Genomic DNA, 19,989 nt, shown 5'->3' on the forward strand with positions numbered 1-19,989 from the left:
TCGTGGGGCTGCTGGGGTTCCTGCTGGGCGTGACGGTGCTGGTGTGGACGGCGACCGGCCTGGCCGGGCTGCTCGCGCACGGCTCGTGGCCGGGCGGGGTCTCCTTCACCCGCACCCCGCAGGCCCTGCGCCACCTGATCGGCGACCCGCGCGACCTGGTGGGCGCCTGGCCGGAGACGCCCGCCGATCAGCTCCCCGGCCACGGGGTGTTCTGGGGGCTGCTGATCGGCGAAGTGATGGTGGCGGTGGTGCTGGCGGTGTTCGTGGTGGGCACGTACGCCCGCTGGCGCGCGGTACGGGCCGCCGCCCGCGCCCAGGGCGGCAGGCCCGGCCTGAGGAAGGCCCCGCAGGCGGAGGCCGTGGCGGCCACCCCGGCGGCGGCCGACCCTGCGACGGCCGACCCGGCACAGGTGCCCGGCCGCGCGGGCGACCCGACGGAGGGTCCCGTACGCACCCCCGTGCCGGAACCCCGCACGACCCCAGCGCCCGTCGCCCACCAGTCACCCGCGCCCCACCCCTCCACCCACCCGCCGACCGCACACGCCCACCCGCACGGCGCGCACCCGCCGGCCCTGGCGGCGCCCACCACGCGACCGGCCCCCCTGCCCGCCGCCCACACCCCGCAAGCCCACACCCACCACACCCACCACACCCCCACCCCTCCACCCCTCCCCACCATCCCCGAGCCCGGCCAGACCGCACCCGGCCAGACCGGGCCGCGCCTGCTGTACGGCGATCGGGCCGCGCGCCGCCCGCACGCCCTCCAGGCGATCCTGGAAGCCGCGGGCCCCGCCCTCGTCGTGACGTCCGACCCCACCCTGTGGGCCGACACCAAGGACGCCCGCGCCAAGCTCGGCCCCGTCGTCCTGTACGACCCCGGCCACCTCTGCGACACCCCGGCCCGCCTCCACTGGTCGCCCGCCGAAGGCTGCGAGGACACCGCGACGGCCGCCTCCCGCGCCGCCGCGCTCCTCGCCCCGGTACGGCCCCGCGCCCGCCTGGACGCCGCCGTCGCCGACACCGCCGAGACGCTGCTGCGCTGCTGGCTGCACGCGGCGGCCGTCGACGGGCGGCCGTTCAAGCAGGTCCACCGCTGGGCACAGCACCACGGCACCGCCCACGAGCCGGTCCGCATCCTCCGTACGCACCCCAAGGCGGCGGGCGGCCACGCGGGCCTCCTGGAGTCCGCGCTCACCGCCCACCCGGAACGCCGGGACGCCGCACGGGCGCTGACGGCACGTGCCCTCACCGCCCTGTCGCTGGTCCACGTCCGCGAGGCGTGCACCCCGCACCGAACCGACACCCTGGCGCTCGCATCATTCGCCGCCGAGGGGGGCACCCTCTATGTGGTGGGCGAACCGATCGAGGACCCTCGGACCGACCCCGGTGCGATGCCCCTCCTCACCGCCCTCACCTCGCACGTGGTCGAGCACGGCCGCCGCATGGCCGCACGGTCATCCGACGGTCGGCTCGACCCACCAATCGAGCCGCCGCTGACCCTCGTCCTCGACGACGTGGCCGCGGTCGCCCCGCTCCCCCGCCTCCCGGAGCTCCTCGCGCCGGGGCACGGCGACCGCCTGCCGACGCTCGTCCTGCTCCGCTCCCGGGAACAGGCCCGCGCCCGCTGGCAGACCCCCCTCGACCGACCGGCACCCTGACGGCCCCATGGACTAGCGGCCACCGGAACGGGGCCGCCGACGGCGCCGCAGCGGCGCCGTGAGCCACACCGTCAGGCCGACGAGGGTCAGGACCACCGCCCCTCCGACGACCGTGGGGACGGCGGCCACGAGGGCGAAGGACAGCAGGAGCTCCCCCCACGTCGACGGCTCCTCGCCCACGCCCCGTCCCTCCGTCCTGGTCGTCGTCGCGCGGCCGGCACCGATCACACCCCGGCAGTCTCCGGCCCACCGCCCGCACGGGCCCGCTCAGTCCCCGAGCGGACCGAGGTCTTCCGCGCACCCGCCGGGCACCCCCGCCGGCCGCACCACCGCGTACTCGACCTCGACCGCCCCGGGCTCGCCCTGCACGGGCAGCGTCCGGCCGGTCGGCTCGAACCCCGCCCGCCGGTACAGGGCCGCCGCCCGCCCGTTCCGCTCGTGCACGTACAGCCGTGCTCGCCCCACCACCGGGTCTCGCAGCGCCCACGACCACCGCACGGCCGAGGCGAGCAGCCGCGGCGCCAGCCCCGTGCCCCGCGCCTCGGGCCGCACGTACACACCGACCAGGTGCGTCTGGTCCATCTCCGGGGCCTCGCCGAACGGCACGTGCGCGCCCCGCCGCTCCACCAAGGCGGTCACCGACCCGACCCACCGCCCGTCCGGCGCGACCGCCACGAACTGCCGGGCCGTACCGCTGTCCTCCGCCGCCCCCTCGGTCCGCTCGCGCCAGTACCCGTCGGGGCGCGCCACGGCGTCCTCGTACGTGTCGAGGAAGGCGAGCGGCGCCACCGGGTCCCGCAGCGCGTCCAGCCGCAACCGCCGGACCTCACGCCACTCCTCGCCCCGCACGGACCGCACCGCATACGTCACCGCCATCCCCCGATCCTTCAACCCGCCCCCACACCCCGCAACCCCTTTCCCAGCGCCCTCCCCACCCACCGCCCCAGCCACCCACCACCCACCCCAGCCCGCTCCGCTCCACCACCCCCGACTCCACGCCCGACTCCACGCCCAGCCCACCCCCAGCCCCACCCCCACCCCGTCATACCCCGGTACGACACCCCCGCCGCCGCTCCCGTCCACGGTCGGACGCCCCGCGGCACGCCGCTCCGTAGCGTCGGCGACATGATCCGGGCACACGAACTCACCAAGACGTACGGCACCAGAACCGCCGTCCACGAACTGACCTTCACCGTCCGCCCCGGCACCGTCACCGGCTTCCTCGGCCCGAACGGCGCCGGCAAGTCCACCACCCTGCGCATGGTCCTCGGCCTGGACGCCCCGACCCGCGGCCACGCCACCGTCGGCGGACGCCCGTACGCCGCCCACCCGGCGCCCCTCACCCAGGTCGGCGCCCTGCTGGAGGCCCGCGCCGTCCACCCCGGCCGCACCGCCCGCGCCCACCTCCATGCGCTCGCCCTCACCCACGGCCTGCCGCGCCGCCGCGTGGCGGAGGTACTGGAGCTGGCCGGCCTGACGGGGGTCGCCGACCGCCGCGTGAAGGGCTTCAGCCTCGGCATGGGACAGCGCCTGGGCATCGCGTCCGCCCTCCTCGGGGACCCGGAGACGCTCGTCCTGGACGAGCCGGTCAACGGCCTCGACCCGGAGGGCGTCCTGTGGATCCGCACCCTCCTGCGCTCGCTGGCCGCCGAGGGCCGCACCGTCCTCGTCTCGTCCCACCTGATGTCCGAGATGGCGCTCACCGCGGACCACCTGATCGTCATCGGCCGCGGCCGGCTGCTCGCCGACACCACGGTCGAGGACCTCGTACGCCGCTCCGGCGGCCGGACCGTCCGCGTCGTCACCCCGCGCGCGGCGGACCTGCGCCGGGCGCTCCTGGCCGCGCACCCGCACGCCTCGGTCGCCGCCGAGGGCCCGGAGGAGCTGGACGTACGGGGCGTGGAGGCACCGGGCATCGGGCGGGCCGCCGCGGAACTGGCCATCCCGCTGTACGAGCTGACGCCGCGCGACCCGTCACTGGAGCAGGCGTTCATGGACCTCACCCGCGACACCGTCGAGTACCAGGGAGCCACCGCATGACCCCCGCACCCACACCGCCCACCTCCCCCACCTCCCTCACACCGCCCGCCCCACCCACGGCACCCACCCGACCCACCACACCGACCCGAGCCACTCCCCACCCCCACACCGTCACCCCCCTCCGGGTCCTGCACGCGGAGTGGTTCAAGCTCCTCTCCCTGCGCTCCTCCCGCATCACCGCCGCCACGGCGGTGGCCCTCGTCGTCGGCGTGGCGCTGCTGATGGGCGGCACGTACGAGTCGGGCGGGGGCGACTCGGACATCGACCCGGTGGTGATGGTGCTCCAGGGCACCCTGCTGTCGCAGATCTGCCTCGCCGTCCTCGGCATCCTGGTCACCGCGGGCGAGTACGCCACGGGCTCCATCCGCTCGACGCTGACCGCCGTACCGGCCCGCCTGCCCGTCCTGTGGGCGAAGGCGGCCGTCTTCACCGCGACGGCGTTCGCCGCCAGCCTCACCGCCGCCCTGGTCTCGTACCCCGCGGCGCAGTTCCTCCTCGCGGACACCGACAAGGCGGGCTCGCTGTGGGACGACGGCGTCCCGGCCGCGCTGGTGGGGAGTTCGGCGGGCGTCACGCTCGTTGCGCTCGTCGCCCTGGGTCTGGGCGCGCTGCTCCGCTCGGTGCCGGGTGCGCTCGGGGCGTTCATCGGCGGAGTCGTGGTCGTCCCCGAGATCCTGGGCGCCCTTCCCTATGAGGTGACGGAGCAGGCGGTGCGGTACTTCCCCACACAGGCCGCGTACGCGCTCGGCTCGTCGACCCCGCTGCCGGGCGCGGCGTCACCGGGCGCGGCGCTGGCGGCGCTGCTGCTGTGGGCGGGCGGGACGCTGGCGCTCGCCGGGGTCCTGCTGCGGCGCCGCGACGTGTGACGGCACACGGGGCCGGGCGAGGGGGACCGGGCGACGAGGCCGAGACAGGACGTCGAGAATGACTGACGAGAGCAGACGTACGACGATGGGCGGCATGGATCACCACCAGGCGGGCGGCGCGGGGGCGTTGACGGCCCGCGTGCAGGCGGCGCTGCACCGGGTGCGGGCGTTCGACGGGCGCCGCCCGCTGGTGTGGGACGCGATGCTGACGGGGTTCTTCGTGGTGGCCGCGCTGACGGAGGCGGGCGGCGGCTGGCGGAACACCGCCGCGGACCCCGACGTGCCGTCCGGACTGGTCACGGTCCTGAGCCTGTTCCTGTCGGTGCCGCTGCTGTGGCGCCGCCGCCACCCGCTGGCGGTGCTGGCGGTGATGGCCCCGGCGGCGCTGGTGAGCCAGTGGACGGGGGCGCTGCTCCAGGCGGCGCTGATCCAGCAGGTGGCCGTGTTCGGCGTGGCCCTGCGGCAGCCGCTGCGGCGGCTGTGGTGGGCGGTGGCGCTGCTGGCCCCGCCGCTGGTGGTGGGCGCGGTGCGGTTCCCCCGGGACGGGTGGGTCCAGTCGGTCGGGGCACCGCTGTGGCTGTTCGCCCTGGTGGTGCTCGGCGCGGTGGCCGTCCGCACCCGGCGCGAGTACACGGCGTCGCTGGTGGAGCGGGCGCGCCGGCTCGAAGTGGAGCGGGACCAGCAGGCCAGGCTGGCCGCGGCGGCGGAGCGGGCCCGCATCGCCCGCGAGATGCACGACATCATCGGCCACAACCTGTCGGTCATCACGGGGCTCGCGGACGGCGGCCGGTACGCGGCGGCGAAGTCCCCGGAGCGGGCCGCGCAGGCGCTGGACGGCATCGCGTCGACGAGCCGCCAGGCCCTGACGGAGCTGCGCCGCCTCCTCGGCGTCCTGCGCGACGACCCGTCCACACCCGGAGCGCCGGGGGAGCCGGGAGAGCCCGGGACCCCCACCGCACCCGTGACGCCGCCGGAGCTGGCCCCGCAGCCCGCGCTGGCGGACCTGGACGAGCTGCTGGAGGGGGTGCGGGCGGCGGGCCTGCCGGTGCGCCACACGGTCCGCGGGGAGGCGCCTCCCCTGCCGCCGGGCCGCCAGCTGACAGTCTTCCGGGTGGTGCAGGAGGCGCTGACGAACACCCTCAAGCACGCGGGACCGGGGGCGACGGCGACGGTGGAGGTGTCGTACGAGGACGGTGGCGGGGTCGCCGTCACGGTCACCGACACGGGCGGCGGCGCGCGGACGCCCCCGGTGCCGGGCCCCCGCGCGGAGGGCCGCGGGCTGACGGGCATGCGGGAGCGCGCGGCGCTGTACGAGGGGGCCCTGGAAGCGGGCCCGCTGCCGCCCCCGGCCGCCGGCTGGCGCGTCCGCCTCTCCCTACCGAAGGATGCGGTGACATGACGACGGTGCTCATCGTGGACGACCAGCCGCTGCAGCGGTTCGGCTTCCGCATGCTGCTGGAGAGCCAGGACGACCTGTCGGTCGCGGGCGAGGCCGGTACGGGCGGCGAGGCCGTCCGGCTGGCGGCCGAGACACGGCCGGACGTGGCGCTCATGGACATCCGGATGCCGGGCATGGACGGCATCGAGGCGACCCGCCGGATCGTGGCGTCGGGGGGCCGCACGAGGGTGCTGATCCTGACGACGTTCGACCTGGACGAGTACGCGTACGCGGGGCTGCGGGCCGGCGCGAGCGGGTTCCTGCTGAAGGACGCCCGGCCGGAGGAGGTCCTGGCGGGGGTGCGGGCCGTGGCGTCGGGCGACGCCGTGGTGGCGCCCCGGCTGACGCGCCGGCTGCTGGACGCGTACGCCGCGCACCTGCCGCCCGCACCGGGGGCGCACCCGGACCCGCGGCTGGCGTCGCTGACGGAGCGGGAACGGGAGATCCTGACCGTGATCGGCCGGGGCTGGACGAACACGGAGATCGCGAGCCGCCTCCACCTGGCGGAGTCCACGGTGAAGACCCACGTGGGCCGCATCCTGGCGAAGACCGGCTCCCGGGACCGGGTCCAGGCGGTCATCCTGGCGTACGACACCCGCCTGGTGCGCCCGGACTCCCAGAGCGACCGGCCCGCACCGGCAGCAGACCCCCACGGGCCCCCGACCAGGCGTTGACCTTCGAGTGGGTCGAAGCCCCACGATGGCCGGGTGCCGAACCCCGAGATGATGCCGATCGGTCTCTTCGCCCGCCGAACCGGTCTGACCGCGAGCGCCCTGCGGTTCTACGCCGACTGCGGGCTCCTCGTCCCGGCCGAGGTCGACCCGGTCACGGGCTACCGCTCCTACGGCTCCGAGCAGGTGACACGCGCCTCCGACCTGCGGCGGCTCCGTGAGATCGCCATGCCCCTCCCCACCGTACGGGCAGTGCTCGACGCCGACCCGGCGGAAGCCGCCCGGCTCGTCGACGAGCACGTGGCGAAGGTCCTCGGGGACGCGGCGGCGGTACGGCGGAAGGCAGCCGCCTTCGTGGCCTCGCGGGCCGAGGCGCCGCGGCGGCCGGTCGCCGTGGTGAAGGGCCCCGTACTGGCGGACGCCGTCGAGCAGGTCCTGACCGCGGCCGGATGCGATCCGGACCTGCCCGTACTCGGCGGGCTGCGCGTCGAGGCGTCCTGCGAGGCGGTCACCCTGACCGCGACCGACCGCTACCGGCTCTCCACACGCGGCCTGGTCCCCGCCGAGCCGGTGGGCAGCGCGTGGGCGGCCACCGTCGACGGTGACGACGTGCGAGGCGCGGTCGCCGCGATGCGCCGCAGCGTCCTCGTACGCGTCGAAGCGGCCCCGCACGCGGTGCGGCTCCGCACGGCGGACGGAGAGGACCGCTACTGCCGGCTGCTACCGGACCCGTTCCCCGACCACCGCCTGATGCTGGCGTCGCTGCCGGAGGTCGGCACCCGTGTGACGGTCGACAGGAACCCGCTCCTCCACGCCCTCGAGCACCACGCGGGCGAGCTGATCACGCTGCGGACGGCCCGTCACGCCCTGTACGTCCTGTCAGACGGCGACGGGCCCTCAGGCGTCCGGCTGCCGGCCACCGTGGCGGGACCGGACCTCCGGGCCCGCTTCGCGTTCACCACGCTCTACCCGGCCGTCAGCACGGCCCTCGGTCCCGAGGTGATGCTCGACCTGCGAGGACACGACCTCCCCGTCACGATCCGCTCCGCCGATCGCGGCGACCTCACCACCCTGGCCATGCCCGCAGCCCCCGACCACCAAGCCCACCGAGCCCCTGAGCCCCTGAGCCCCTCCGATGACCCCCTGCCCCCCGACAAGGACACCCTCGAATGACCACCGCCCCCTCTCACCCCACCGACCCGACCATGAACGCCATCGGGCAGGCGGTCGCCGAAGCCCGGGAGGGCGACGTCGCCGCCGCACGGCGGAAACTCCTGAGCCTCTGGTCCGGGATCGGGGTCACCGGCGACCCACTGCACCGCTGCACACTCGCTCACCACCTGGCGGACCTGTACGAGGACCCCGCACAGGCACTGGCGTGGGACATCCGGGCGCTGGACGCCGCCGGCGCGGTGACCGATCAGCGCGTCCAACAGCATCACGCGGCCCTGCACATCGCGGGTTTCTTCCCCTCCCTGCACCTCAACCTCGCCGACGACTTCCGTCGTCTCGGGTCGTTCGAGGCTGCGGCGGAGCACCTGAACGCCGCTGAGGAGAGCGCCCCGGCCCTGCCCCGGGACGGCTACGGTGCCCTGCTGCGCACGGCGATCCGCCAGGTGGCCGAGGCCGTGGCCCGGCGCGACACCGCCAAACGGGACACCGCGCCGGGACGCACCGCGTAAAGCACGCCCCGGCCCCCGCCCGGCCCGGAAACGCAGAAAAGCCTCGGGCCTGGAAACATGGTTTCCAGGCCCGAGGCTGAATGATAGTTCGGCGGCGTCCTACTCTCCCACAGGGTCCCCCCTGCAGTACCATCGGCGCTGAAAGCGCTTAGCTTCCGGGTTCGGAATGTAACCGGGCGTTTCCCTAACGCTATGACCACCGAAACACTATGAAGATAACAACCAACCGGCAACATGGCGGTGTTCGTTACTTCAGAACTAACACAGTGGACGCGAGCAACTGAGGACAAGCCCTCGGCCTATTAGTACCGGTCAACTCCACCCATCACTGGGCTTCCATATCCGGCCTATCAACCCAGTCGTCTACTGGGAGCCTTACCCTCTCAAGGAGGTGGGAACACTCATCTCGAAGCAGGCTTCCCGCTTAGATGCTTTCAGCGGTTATCCCTCCCGAACGTAGCCAACCAGCCATGCCCTTGGCAGAACAACTGGCACACCAGAGGTTCGTCCGTCCCGGTCCTCTCGTACTAGGGACAGCCCTTCTCAATGTTCCTGCGCGCGCAGCGGATAGGGACCGAACTGTCTCACGACGTTCTAAACCCAGCTCGCGTACCGCTTTAATGGGCGAACAGCCCAACCCTTGGGACCGACTCCAGCCCCAGGATGCGACGAGCCGACATCGAGGTGCCAAACCATCCCGTCGATATGGACTCTTGGGGAAGATCAGCCTGTTATCCCCGGGGTACCTTTTATCCGTTGAGCGACGGCGCTTCCACAAGCCACCGCCGGATCACTAGTCCCGACTTTCGTCCCTGCTCGACCCGTCGGTCTCACAGTCAAGCTCCCTTGTGCACTTACACTCAACACCTGATTGCCAACCAGGCTGAGGGAACCTTTGGGCGCCTCCGTTACCCTTTAGGAGGCAACCGCCCCAGTTAAACTACCCATCAGACACTGTCCCTGATCCGGATCACGGACCCAGGTTAGACATCCAGCACGACCAGAGTGGTATTTCAACGACGACTCCACCATGACTGGCGTCACAGTTTCACAGTCTCCCACCTATCCTACACAAGCCGAACCGAACACCAATATCAAACTGTAGTAAAGGTCCCGGGGTCTTTCCGTCCTGCTGCGCGAAACGAGCATCTTTACTCGTAGTGCAATTTCACCGGGCCTATGGTTGAGACAGTCGAGAAGTCGTTACGCCATTCGTGCAGGTCGGAACTTACCCGACAAGGAATTTCGCTACCTTAGGATGGTTATAGTTACCACCGCCGTTTACTGGCGCTTAAGTTCTCAGCTTCGCCCGGACGAATCCAAGCTAACCGGTCCCCTTAACGTTCCAGCACCGGGCAGGCGTCAGTCCGTATACATCGCCTTACGGCTTCGCACGGACCTGTGTTTTTAGTAAACAGTCGCTTCTCGCTGGTCTCTGCGGCCACCCCCAGCTCACACTGCAAGAGTGATCACCAGAAGTGGCCCCCCTTCTCCCGAAGTTACGGGGGCATTTTGCCGAGTTCCTTAACCATAGTTCACCCGAACGCCTCGGTATTCTCTACCTGACCACCTGAGTCGGTTTAGGGTACGGGCCGCCATGAAACTCGCTAGAGGCTTTTCTCGACAGCATAGGATCATCCACTTCACCACAATCGGCTCGGCATCAGGTCTCAGACTATGTGTCACGCGGATTTACCTACGTAACGTCCTACACCCTTACCCCGGGACAACCACCGCCCGGGCTGGACTACCTTCCTGCGTCACCCCATCGCTCACCTACTACCAGTCTGGGCCACCGGCTCCACCACTCCGTGCTTGTCCGAAGACGCACACGGCGGTTTCACGGGCTTAGCATCGCTGGGTTCAGCGCTGGCGCTTCAAAGCGGGTACCGGAATATCAACCGGTTGTCCATCGACTACGCCTGTCGGCCTCGCCTTAGGTCCCGACTTACCCTGGGCAGATCAGCTTGACCCAGGAACCCTTAGTCAATCGGCGCACACGTTTCTCACGTGTGTATCGCTACTCATGCCTGCATTCTCACTCGTGAACCGTCCACAACTCGCTTCCGCGGCTGCTTCACCCGGCACACGACGCTCCCCTACCCATCACAGCACCCGTTGGGGCTTATGCTGCAATGACACGACTTCGGCGGTACGCTTGAGCCCCGCTACATTGTCGGCGCGGAATCACTTGACCAGTGAGCTATTACGCACTCTTTCAAGGGTGGCTGCTTCTAAGCCAACCTCCTGGTTGTCTCTGCGACTCCACATCCTTTCCCACTTAGCGTACGCTTAGGGGCCTTAGTCGATGCTCTGGGCTGTTTCCCTCTCGACCATGGAGCTTATCCCCCACAGTCTCACTGCCGCGCTCTCACTTACCGGCATTCGGAGTTTGGCTAAGGTCAGTAACCCGGTAGGGCCCATCGCCTATCCAGTGCTCTACCTCCGGCAAGAAACACACGACGCTGCACCTAAATGCATTTCGGGGAGAACCAGCTATCACGGAGTTTGATTGGCCTTTCACCCCTAACCACAGGTCATCCCCCAGGTTTTCAACCCTGGTGGGTTCGGTCCTCCACGAAGTCTTACCTCCGCTTCAACCTGCCCATGGCTAGATCACTCCGCTTCGGGTCTTGAGCGCGCTACTCGATCGCCCTATTCGGACTCGCTTTCGCTACGGCTTCCCCACACGGGTTAACCTCGCAACGCACCGCAAACTCGCAGGCTCATTCTTCAAAAGGCACGCAGTCACGAGACATGCAAAGCATGTCCGACGCTCCCACGGCTTGTAGGCACACGGTTTCAGGTACTATTTCACTCCGCTCCCGCGGTACTTTTCACCATTCCCTCACGGTACTATCCGCTATCGGTCACCAGGGAATATTTAGGCTTAGCGGGTGGTCCCGCCAGATTCACACGGGATTTCTCGGGCCCCGTGCTACTTGGGTGTCTCTCAAACGAGCCGTCAATGTTTCAGCTACGGGGGTCTTACCCTCTACGCCGGACCTTTCGCATGTCCTTCGCCTACATCAACGGTTTCTGACTCGTCTCACGGCCGGCAGACCGTGAAAGAGAGATCCCACAACCCCGCATGCGCAACCCCTGCCGGGTATCACACGCATACGGTTTGGCCTCATCCGGTTTCGCTCGCCACTACTCCCGGAATCACGGTTGTTTTCTCTTCCTGAGGGTACTGAGATGTTTCACTTCCCCTCGTTCCCTCCACTTACCCTATGTGTTCAGGTAAGGGTGACAGCCCATGACGACTGCCGGGTTTCCCCATTCGGACACCCCCGGATCAAAGCTCGGTTGACAGCTCCCCGGGGCCTATCGCGGCCTCCCACGTCCTTCATCGGTTCCTGGTGCCAAGGCATCCACCGTGCGCCCTTATAAACTTGGCCACAGATGCTCGCGTCCACTGTGCAGTTCTCAAGCAACGACCAGCCACCCATCACCCCACCACCGAAGTAGCGAGTTCACTGGGGCCGGCATCGCGAAGGGCGAGCAACGCTCGCACCCTCAGACACCCAACAGCGTGCCCGGCAGACCGCCGTTCCGTATCCCTCGTTCCACGCTCCGAAGAGCAGTACTAGAGAAGACCGAACTGGTCGAACCTGCCGAGTAGTCAACGTTCCACCCATGAGCAACCAGCATCAGACGTTCGCTGATGTACTGGCCTCTGGACCACCGTGGTGGCCTAGAAGTGCTCCTTAGAAAGGAGGTGATCCAGCCGCACCTTCCGGTACGGCTACCTTGTTACGACTTCGTCCCAATCGCCAGTCCCACCTTCGACAGCTCCCTCCCACAAGGGGTTGGGCCACCGGCTTCGGGTGTTACCGACTTTCGTGACGTGACGGGCGGTGTGTACAAGGCCCGGGAACGTATTCACCGCAGCAATGCTGATCTGCGATTACTAGCGACTCCGACTTCATGGGGTCGAGTTGCAGACCCCAATCCGAACTGAGACCGGCTTTTTGAGATTCGCTCCACCTTGCGGTATCGCAGCTCTTTGTACCGGCCATTGTAGCACGTGTGCAGCCCAAGACATAAGGGGCATGATGACTTGACGTCGTCCCCACCTTCCTCCGAGTTGACCCCGGCGGTCTCCCGTGAGTCCCCAGCACCACAAGGGCCTGCTGGCAACACGGGACAAGGGTTGCGCTCGTTGCGGGACTTAACCCAACATCTCACGACACGAGCTGACGACAGCCATGCACCACCTGTACACCGACCACAAGGGGGCACCCATCTCTGGGTGTTTCCGGTGTATGTCAAGCCTTGGTAAGGTTCTTCGCGTTGCGTCGAATTAAGCCACATGCTCCGCCGCTTGTGCGGGCCCCCGTCAATTCCTTTGAGTTTTAGCCTTGCGGCCGTACTCCCCAGGCGGGGAACTTAATGCGTTAGCTGCGGCACGGACGACGTGGAATGTCGCCCACACCTAGTTCCCAACGTTTACGGCGTGGACTACCAGGGTATCTAATCCTGTTCGCTCCCCACGCTTTCGCTCCTCAGCGTCAGTATCGGCCCAGAGATCCGCCTTCGCCACCGGTGTTCCTCCTGATATCTGCGCATTTCACCGCTACACCAGGAATTCCGATCTCCCCTACCGAACTCTAGCCTGCCCGTATCGAATGCAGACCCGGGGTTAAGCCCCGGGCTTTCACATCCGACGTGACAGGCCGCCTACGAGCTCTTTACGCCCAATAATTCCGGACAACGCTTGCGCCCTACGTATTACCGCGGCTGCTGGCACGTAGTTAGCCGGCGCTTCTTCTGCAGGTACCGTCACTTTCGCTTCTTCCCTGCTGAAAGAGGTTTACAACCCGAAGGCCGTCATCCCTCACGCGGCGTCGCTGCATCAGGCTTTCGCCCATTGTGCAATATTCCCCACTGCTGCCTCCCGTAGGAGTCTGGGCCGTGTCTCAGTCCCAGTGTGGCCGGTCGCCCTCTCAGGCCGGCTACCCGTCGTCGCCTTGGTGAGCCGTTACCTCACCAACTAGCTGATAGGCCGCGGGCTCATCCTGCACCGCCGGAGCTTTCCACCACCATCAGATGCCTGAAGTGGTCGTATCCGGTATTAGACCCCGTTTCCAGGGCTTGTCCCAGAGTGCAGGGCAGATTGCCCACGTGTTACTCACCCGTTCGCCACTAATCCCCCACCGAAGTGGGTTCATCGTTCGACTTGCATGTGTTAAGCACGCCGCCAGCGTTCGTCCTGAGCCAGGATCAAACTCTCCGTGAATGCTTCCCGGTAATCCGGGTGAACACTCGCGTTGAGCGGAACCGGAAGGAGGAATGATCCTTCTGGTTCTCAGCGTCCTCGCTGTGTGTTTCAAAGGAACCTCGTCTCTGAGAGACGGGGTTATCAACATATCTGGCGTTGACTTTTGGCACGCTGTTGAGTTCTCAAGGAACGGACGCTTCCTTTGTACTCACCCTCAGGCTTCCCTGCGGGCTTTCCTCCGGGCGCTTCCCTTCGGTGTTTCCAGCCTAGCAGATCCGTTTTCCGTTTCCGCCACCCGCTGGAGCGGGCTGCCGGGCTGTTCTGCGCTTTCGCGCTTTCCCTTTCCGGCGGTTCCGACTCTATCAGATCCTTTCGGGCCTGATTCCCAGTCAGCGGGATTCGCCATCACGGCTGTTGGGCCGTTCCGACGTCCCAAACTCTAGCGGATTTCCCCGGTTGCTCATAATCGGGCTTCCCGAATCGAATTCCGGCATGCCGAAATCGACCCTGTTGGGAGATCGCACTGAGGTTTGGTGCCGCTGTTCGCGGCGGAGTGGCTGCCGCGGAACCGTTCAGGTCCCGTGACAACTCGGAGAACCTTACGGACCGGCGAAGAGCGTGTCAAGCCCCCGTCGGCATGCGCCGTTGCCCCTGGGGGGCCGCTCAGCCTTCCAAATCCGTGAGCCGGCCGCCCGCGTCGGGCTGGGCGTGCTCCACCCGGCGCAGCAGGCGGATCAGCAGCTCTCCTAGGACGCCCCGCTCGTCGCCGGAGAGGTCCTGGAGCAGGTCCCCCTCGAAGGCCGTGGCCATGCGCATGGCCTCCAGCCACTTGGCGCGGCCCTCGTCGGTCAGCTCCACGATGACGCGCACCCGGTTGGTCTCGTCGCGGTCGCGGGTCACGAGCCCGTCGCCGGCCATCCGGTCGATGCGGTGCGTCATCGCCGCCGGGGTGAGGCCCAGTCGCTTCGCCAGTTCGCTGGGGCCCATCCGATAGGGGGTGCCCGCGAGGACGAGGGTCTTGAGGACCTCCCACTCGGCGTTGCTGATGCCGAGCTCGGCGAGTTGGCGTCCGTACGCCACGTTCATGCGCCGGTTCAGCCGGCCGAGTGCCGAGACGACCTCCTCGACCTGTGGGTCAAGGTCGCGGTACTCGCGCTGGTAGGCGGCGATCTGCTCGTCGAGGGTCGGCTCGGCGCTCGGCTCCTGGGCTTCGGGCATGCGGCGAGTATCCCACGTCACTTGGCGTCTAAGTCCTTCGGTGTGTAGAGTTCACGTTCGAAGTTTACTGTTGAAGTCTTGAGCCTTCAGGCTTACGGATTCGAAGTGGGTGAGTGTGACCAAGGCGAGGGGCGCAGCGATGCGCCGGATCCAGGCGGGCAACGCGCTGAGCGCGTTCGGGCTCGGGTTCACGGTTCCGTATCTGTACGTGTACGTGGCTCAGGTGCGGGAGCTGGGCGCCGGTGCGGCGGGTGCCGTGCTGGCGGTCTTCGCCATGGCGGCTCTCGCCGTCCTGCCGTTCACCGGCAGGACCATCGACCGGCGCGGGCCGCTGCCCGTGCTGGTGGGTGCCGCGTTGCTGGCGGCGCTGGGCGCGCTGGCCATGGGCGTGGCGGGCAGCGTGGCCACCGTCGTGGGGGCGGCGCTGCTGCTCGGCGCCGGTACGGCCGTGATGCAGCCGGCACTGGCCACGATGATCGTGTGGAGTTCGGCGCCCGACGCGCGGACGCGGGCGTTCGCCCTCCAGTTCTTCCTGCAGAACCTGGGCCTCGGGCTCGGCGGGCTCATCGGCGGCCAGCTGGTCGACGAGAGCCGCCCCGGAAGCTTCCTGCTGCTGTTCTCCATCGAGGCGGCCATGTTCCTGGTCCTCGCGGTTATCGGGGCGACCGTGCGGATGCCCCGTACGCCCACCATCGCGGACGCGCGGCCCGGCCAGGAGGCGGGCCCGCGGTCGGGTGGGCTGCGGGCGCTGCTCGGGCACCGGGCGATGGTGCAGCTGTGTGTGCTGGGCTTCGTGCTCTTCTTCGCCTGCTACGGGCAGTTCGAGTCGGGTCTGGCCGCGTACGGCACGGAGGCCGCCGGGATCGCGCCCTCGACGCTCGGCATGGCGCTGGCGGCCAACACGGCCGTGATCGTCGTCGCCCAGTTCCTGGTGCTGCGCTTCGTGGAGCGGGCGCGCCGGACGCGGGTCATCGCGGCGGTGGGCCTGATCTGGGCCGTCGCGTGGCTGATCGCCGGGTACGCGGGGCTCGGGCACGGCAGCCAGGCCATGGCCACGGCGGCCTTCATCACCACGTACGGGCTGTTCGGGCTGGGCGAGGCGATGCTGTCGCCGACCGTGGCACCGCTCGTGGCGGACCTGGCGCCGGAGTCGATGGTGGGCCAGTACAACTCGGCCTTCGCGCTGGTGAAGCAGCTGGCGCTGGCGGTGGGACCGGCGATCGGCGGTCCGATGGGAGCGGCGCTGCACGGCCCGTACATCGTGACGTTCGTGCTGTTCTCGCTGGGGATCAGCGTCCTCGCGGTGCGGCTGGGCCGGGGGCTCACCACCGCGCAGGACCACCCGTACGCCGTGGCCCGCTCGCGGGTGGTGGCCCGGCGCGCGCCGGAGGGGCGGCCGGTGGAGTCGGCCGCCTGACCGGAGCGGGTCAGCCCGGCAGGGCGAACTCGCACCACACGGCCTTGCCGCCGCCCGGAGTGCGGCGGCAGCCCCAGGACGAGGCGATCGTGGCGATGATGGAGATGCCGCGACCCGCCTCGTCCTCCGTTTCCGCGCGACGGCGGCGCGGCAGGTGGTCGTCGCCGTCCGTCACCTCGATGATCAGCCGCCGGTCCGTGCGGCGCAGCCGCAGCCGCATCGGCGGCGTGCCGTGCTGGAGGGAGTTGGCGACGAGCTCGCTGGTGGCGAGGACCCCGAGGTCGCGCAGCTCCACCGGGAAGCGCCAGCTGGAGAGGACCCCCGAGGCGAAGGCACGCGCGCGCGGGGCGGCCTCGACGCCGCCCAGCAGGTCCAGTGCGGCGTTGTGGAACAGCTCCGCGTCGGGTCCGGTGCGGGAGGGGTGCTGGAGGACGAGGACCGCCACGTCGTCGTCGTGCTCCGCGGTGACGCCCAGCGAGCGCAGGAGGCGGTCGCAGACGACCTGCGGGGAGCCGGACGCCCCGGAGAGGGCGCGCTCCAGGGCGGCGACGCCCTCGTCGATGTCCTCGCCCCGCCGCTCGACGAGGCCGTCCGTGTAGAGGACGGCGGTGGAGCCGGGCGGGAGGGCGATCGTGCCCGACGTGTGCAGCCAGCCGCCCGTGCCGAGGGGCGGGCCGGTGGGGTCGGCGGCGCGGCGGACGGTGCCGTCCTCGTCGCGGACGAGGATCGGCAGGTGCCCGGCGGACGCGTAGACGAGGCGGCCCTCGTTGGGGTCGTGGACCGCGTACACGCAGGTGGCGATCTGGCTGGCGTCGATCTCGGCGGCCAGTCCGTCGAGGAGCTGGAGCACCTCGTGGGGCGGGAGGTCCAGGCGCGCGTAGGCGCGGACGGCGGTGCGGAGCTGGCCCATGACGGCGGCGGCGCGCACGCCGCGCCCCATCACGTCGCCGATGACGAGCGCGGTGCGCCCGGCTCCGAGCGTGATCACGTCGTACCAGTCGCCGCCGACCGCCGCGTCGGTGCCGCCGGGCTGGTAGGTGGCGGCGACCCGCAGGTCGTCGGGCTGCTCCAGCTCCTGCGGGAGGAGGGAGCGCTGGAGGGTGACGGCCGTCTGGCGGTGGCGGCGCTCGCTGGCGCGGAGCCGCTCGGCCGCCTCGGCGTGGTCGGTGACGTCGGCGGCGTGGACGAGGACGCCGCCGCCGGGCCGCGCCGGCTGGCCGTGGTGTGCGGGGACGTCGACGGGGAGGCAGGACACCGTGTAGAAGCCGCCGCCCTGGGAGCGGCGGCTCTTGACCGTGCGGGACCTGCCGCTGCGCAGGACCTGGTCCATCAGCGGGAGGAGGCCGAGCTCGGCCAGCTCGGGGCAGGTCTCGGCGGCGGTGCCGCCGGGGGCGCGGCGGCCGAAGGCGGTCGCGTAGGCGTCGTTCACGTAGGCGAGGCGGTGGTCGGTGCCGTAGGTGAGGGCGACCAGGCCGGGGAGGTGGCCGAGGATCTCCCGTACGGAGAAGTCCTCCAGCGCGGGGGGCGCGGGGCGCGCGGTGGGGGCGGGTGGTCCGCCGGAGACGCCGGGGGGCGCCGCCGGGTCGTCGTCCGGGCCGGTGGTGCCGGGCGCGTGCGGCTGCGCGTACGCGCCGCGGGCGGCGGGCACGGAGCCTTCACCACGCCGCGCCGGCGAGCCCGCGCGGTCGGTGCGGCGCGCGGCGGCGCGGCGCTGCGTACCGGGGAAGCGGGCGCTCCAACGCGTGAAGTTCACGGATCTCTATGCCTCGTGGTGTCGTTGCCGTGCCGGGTCACTCTGTGCAGGTGTGGGCCCACCTATGGTCACACGTCCAGTGTGACGGAGCGCACTGACAGGGGCGTCAATCGGTCGCGGTGCCGGTGTCCTTGCGGTCGTCGGCGTCTCCGGTGCCGCTCGTGTCGCTCGTGTCGCTCGTTCCTCCGCCGGGGCGGCCCGTGTCGCGCGCGGGGGCGCTGTCCGGGGGCGCGGCGCTCGCGCCGGGGGCTGTGCCGGGCGTGGTGCCGGGCGTCGTGTCGGGCGTGGTGTCGTGGGCGTCCGGCGACGAGTCGGCGGTGACGTCGGTGTCGCGCGGCGGCGGGCTCGCGGCGAGGGCGAACTCGGCGCGCGGGTGCTCCAGGGAGCCCAGGGACACGATCTCCCGCTTGAACAGCCCGGCGAGGGTCCACTCGGCCATCACCCGCGCCTTGCGGTTGAAGGTGGGCACGCGGCTGAGGTGGTAGGTCCGGTGCATGAACCAGGCCGGGAATCCCTTCAGCTTGCGCCCGTAGATGTGGGCGACGCCCCGGTGCAGGCCGAGCGAGGCGACGGAGCCGGCGTACTTGTGCGCGTACCGCCGCAGCGGACGGCCGTGCAGGGACGCGACGAGGTTCTCGGCGAGGACCTTGGCCTGCCGTACGGCGTGCTGGGCGTTGGGCGCGCACTCGCGGCCGGGCTCGTCGGCGGTGACGTCCGGGACGGCCGCCGCGTCGCCCGCGGCCCACGCGTGCTCGACGCCCTCCACGGTCAGCTGCGGGGTGCAGCGGATGCGCCCGCGCGCGTCGCGCGGCAGATCGGTGGCGGCGAGGACAGGCGCGGGCTTGACGCCCGCCGTCCACACGACCGTGCGGGTGGGCAGGCGGCTGCCGTCGCTGAGCACCGCGACCCGGTCCGCGCAGGACTCCAGGCGGGTCTCCAGCCGTACGTCGATGTTCCGCGAGCGCAGCTCCCGCACGGTGTAGCGGCCCATCTCCTCACCGACCTCGGGGAGGATGCGGTCGGTCGCCTCGACGAGGACCCACTTCAGGTCCTCGGGCCTGATGTTGTGGTAGTACCGCGAGGTGTAGCGGGCCATGTCCTCCAGCTCGCCGAGCGCCTCGACGCCGGCGTACCCGCCGCCGACGAAGACGAAGGTCAGCGCGGCGTCCCGGATGGCCGGGTCGCGGGTGGAGGAGGCGATGTCCATCTGCTCGATGACGTGGTTGCGCAGGCCGATGGCCTCCTCGACCGTCTTGAAGCCGATGGCGTGGTCGGCGAGGCCGGGGATGGGCAGGGTGCGCGAGATGGAGCCGGGGGCGAGGACCAGTTCGTCGTAGCCGAGCTCCAGCGGCCCGGCGGCCTCCTCCTCGGTGGCGAGGGTGGTGACGACCGCGGTGCGCTTGGCGTGGTCCAGTGAGGTGACCTCGCCGATGACGACGCGGCAGTGGTTCAGGACGCGGCGCAGCGGTACGACGACGTGGCGCGGGGAGATGTTCCCCGCGGCCGCCTCGGGCAGGAACGGCTGGTACGTCATGTACGGGTCGGGGGTGACCACGACGACTTCGACCGCGCCGCTCCTCATCTCGGCTCTGAGCTGCCGCTGGAGGTGCAGGGCGGTGTACATGCCGACGTAGCCGCCGCCGACGATCAGTACGCGGACGCGGTCCGGGGCCTTGCCGGATCCCCTCGGGTTTGCAGCCGTCACCATCCCATGACGCAACGGACGCGGGGGTTTGTCCACAGGCCGGACCGAATTGTGTGACCGGACCGGTGGGGTGGCGCGGGGTGCGGGCGGGGCCTGTGGAGGGGGTGATTCCGCAGGTGGGAGGGGGTGTGGCGGGGTCTGTCCCGGAGGGGAATGAGGAGCCTTCCGGGCCTTGCTCCGATCGGGGGGCGCACCGGACGGAACTGCCCCTTCTGAATTGACTGCCTCTCAACTATGTTCGTATCTCACGGGGTGTCGGGTCGTTGCGCGTGGATTTCGGCGTTGTCGGGCCGGGCCCCGGATGTCAGGGGAGTCTC

13 protein-coding genes and 3 rRNA genes are annotated in these 19,989 nt (G+C 70.2%); 8 read left to right on the forward strand and 8 right to left on the reverse strand.

The features are described 5' to 3' along the window. The first annotated feature begins 2 nt into the window (after positions 1–2). On the forward strand, positions 3–1,658 hold the full coding sequence (locus CP974_RS13915; RefSeq protein ID WP_150485894.1) for a DEAD/DEAH box helicase family protein: 1,656 nt from the start codon (positions 3–5) through the stop codon (positions 1,656–1,658). Positions 1,659–1,670: 12 nt separating this feature from the next. Here the strand turns inward: CP974_RS13915 and CP974_RS13920 are convergent, their stop codons facing one another. Next, positions 1,671–1,886 carry a hypothetical protein gene (locus CP974_RS13920; protein ID WP_037940162.1) on the reverse strand — a complete coding sequence of 72 codons (216 nt, stop codon included), beginning with the start codon at positions 1,884–1,886 and terminating at the stop codon, positions 1,671–1,673. A 39-nt stretch (positions 1,887–1,925) separates the two neighbouring features. Then, entirely contained in the window at positions 1,926–2,534 is a 609-nt protein-coding gene (locus tag CP974_RS13925) for a GNAT family N-acetyltransferase (protein ID WP_373276723.1), read from the reverse strand. A 249-nt stretch (positions 2,535–2,783) separates the two neighbouring features. On the opposite strand from CP974_RS13925, the gene CP974_RS13930 reads away from it, so the two are divergent. The 6 genes from CP974_RS13930 to CP974_RS13955 are packed head-to-tail and all read left to right on the forward strand — an operon-like array spanning position 2,784 to position 8,355. Next, the gene (locus CP974_RS13930) at positions 2,784–3,698 is read left to right on the forward strand and encodes an ABC transporter ATP-binding protein (protein WP_031136114.1); all 915 of its coding nucleotides are present in this window, start codon (positions 2,784–2,786) and stop codon (positions 3,696–3,698) included. Then, entirely contained in the window at positions 3,695–4,564 is an 870-nt protein-coding gene (locus CP974_RS13935) for an ABC transporter permease (protein WP_031136116.1), read from the forward strand. Before CP974_RS13930 ends, CP974_RS13935 begins: the two co-directional genes overlap by 4 nt. A gap of 58 nt (positions 4,565–4,622) precedes the next feature. After that, positions 4,623–5,963, forward strand: a complete 1,341-nt coding sequence (locus CP974_RS13940; protein ID WP_162530964.1) for a sensor histidine kinase — start codon at positions 4,623–4,625, stop codon at positions 5,961–5,963. Beyond that, positions 5,960–6,676: a response regulator gene (locus CP974_RS13945; protein ID WP_078915879.1), complete on the forward strand. Its 717-nt coding sequence runs from the start codon at positions 5,960–5,962 to the stop codon at positions 6,674–6,676. Before CP974_RS13940 ends, CP974_RS13945 begins: the two co-directional genes overlap by 4 nt. A 33-nt stretch (positions 6,677–6,709) precedes the next feature. Next, positions 6,710–7,846: a DNA polymerase III subunit beta family protein gene (locus CP974_RS13950; protein ID WP_078915880.1), complete on the forward strand. Its 1,137-nt coding sequence runs from the start codon at positions 6,710–6,712 to the stop codon at positions 7,844–7,846. Next, on the forward strand, positions 7,843–8,355 hold the full coding sequence (locus CP974_RS13955) for a hypothetical protein (RefSeq protein WP_031136124.1): 513 nt from the start codon (positions 7,843–7,845) through the stop codon (positions 8,353–8,355). Before CP974_RS13950 ends, CP974_RS13955 begins: the two co-directional genes overlap by 4 nt. A gap of 86 nt (positions 8,356–8,441) precedes the next feature. On the opposite strand, the gene rrf is transcribed toward CP974_RS13955, so the two are convergent. The 4 genes from rrf to CP974_RS13975 form a co-directional block, all read right to left on the reverse strand. Continuing rightward, positions 8,442–8,559, reverse strand: a 5S ribosomal RNA gene (gene rrf / locus CP974_RS13960). 78 nt (positions 8,560–8,637) lie between these two features. Further along, a 23S ribosomal RNA gene (locus CP974_RS13965) occupies positions 8,638–11,756 on the reverse strand. 313 nt (positions 11,757–12,069) lie between these two features. Next, a 16S ribosomal RNA gene (locus CP974_RS13970) occupies positions 12,070–13,597 on the reverse strand. Together the 16S, 23S and 5S rRNA genes form the textbook arrangement of a ribosomal RNA operon. Before the next feature lie 645 nt (positions 13,598–14,242). Then, a complete protein-coding gene (locus tag CP974_RS13975) occupies positions 14,243–14,797 on the reverse strand; it encodes a MarR family winged helix-turn-helix transcriptional regulator (protein ID WP_031134586.1) in 555 nt (184 codons plus the stop codon). 115 nt (positions 14,798–14,912) lie between these two features. On the opposite strand from CP974_RS13975, the gene CP974_RS13980 reads away from it, so the two are divergent. Continuing rightward, positions 14,913–16,214, forward strand: coding sequence for an MFS transporter (locus CP974_RS13980; RefSeq protein WP_031134584.1), 1,302 nt, complete (start codon positions 14,913–14,915; stop codon positions 16,212–16,214). Between the two features lie 10 nt (positions 16,215–16,224). On the opposite strand, the gene CP974_RS13985 is transcribed toward CP974_RS13980, so the two are convergent. Both CP974_RS13985 and CP974_RS13990 read right to left on the reverse strand, forming a co-directional pair. Continuing rightward, positions 16,225–17,967 (reverse strand): ATP-binding SpoIIE family protein phosphatase, encoded by a 1,743-nt coding sequence (locus CP974_RS13985; protein WP_031134582.1) that lies wholly within the window; start codon positions 17,965–17,967, stop codon positions 16,225–16,227. 106 nt (positions 17,968–18,073) lie between these two features. Next, on the reverse strand, positions 18,074–19,675 hold the full coding sequence (locus tag CP974_RS13990; protein ID WP_223844600.1) for an NAD(P)/FAD-dependent oxidoreductase: 1,602 nt from the start codon (positions 19,673–19,675) through the stop codon (positions 18,074–18,076). Positions 19,676–19,989: the final 314 nt, after the last annotated feature.

The organism is Streptomyces fradiae ATCC 10745 = DSM 40063, from assembly GCF_008704425.1.
Lineage (GTDB): Bacteria > Actinomycetota > Actinomycetes > Streptomycetales > Streptomycetaceae > Streptomyces > Streptomyces fradiae.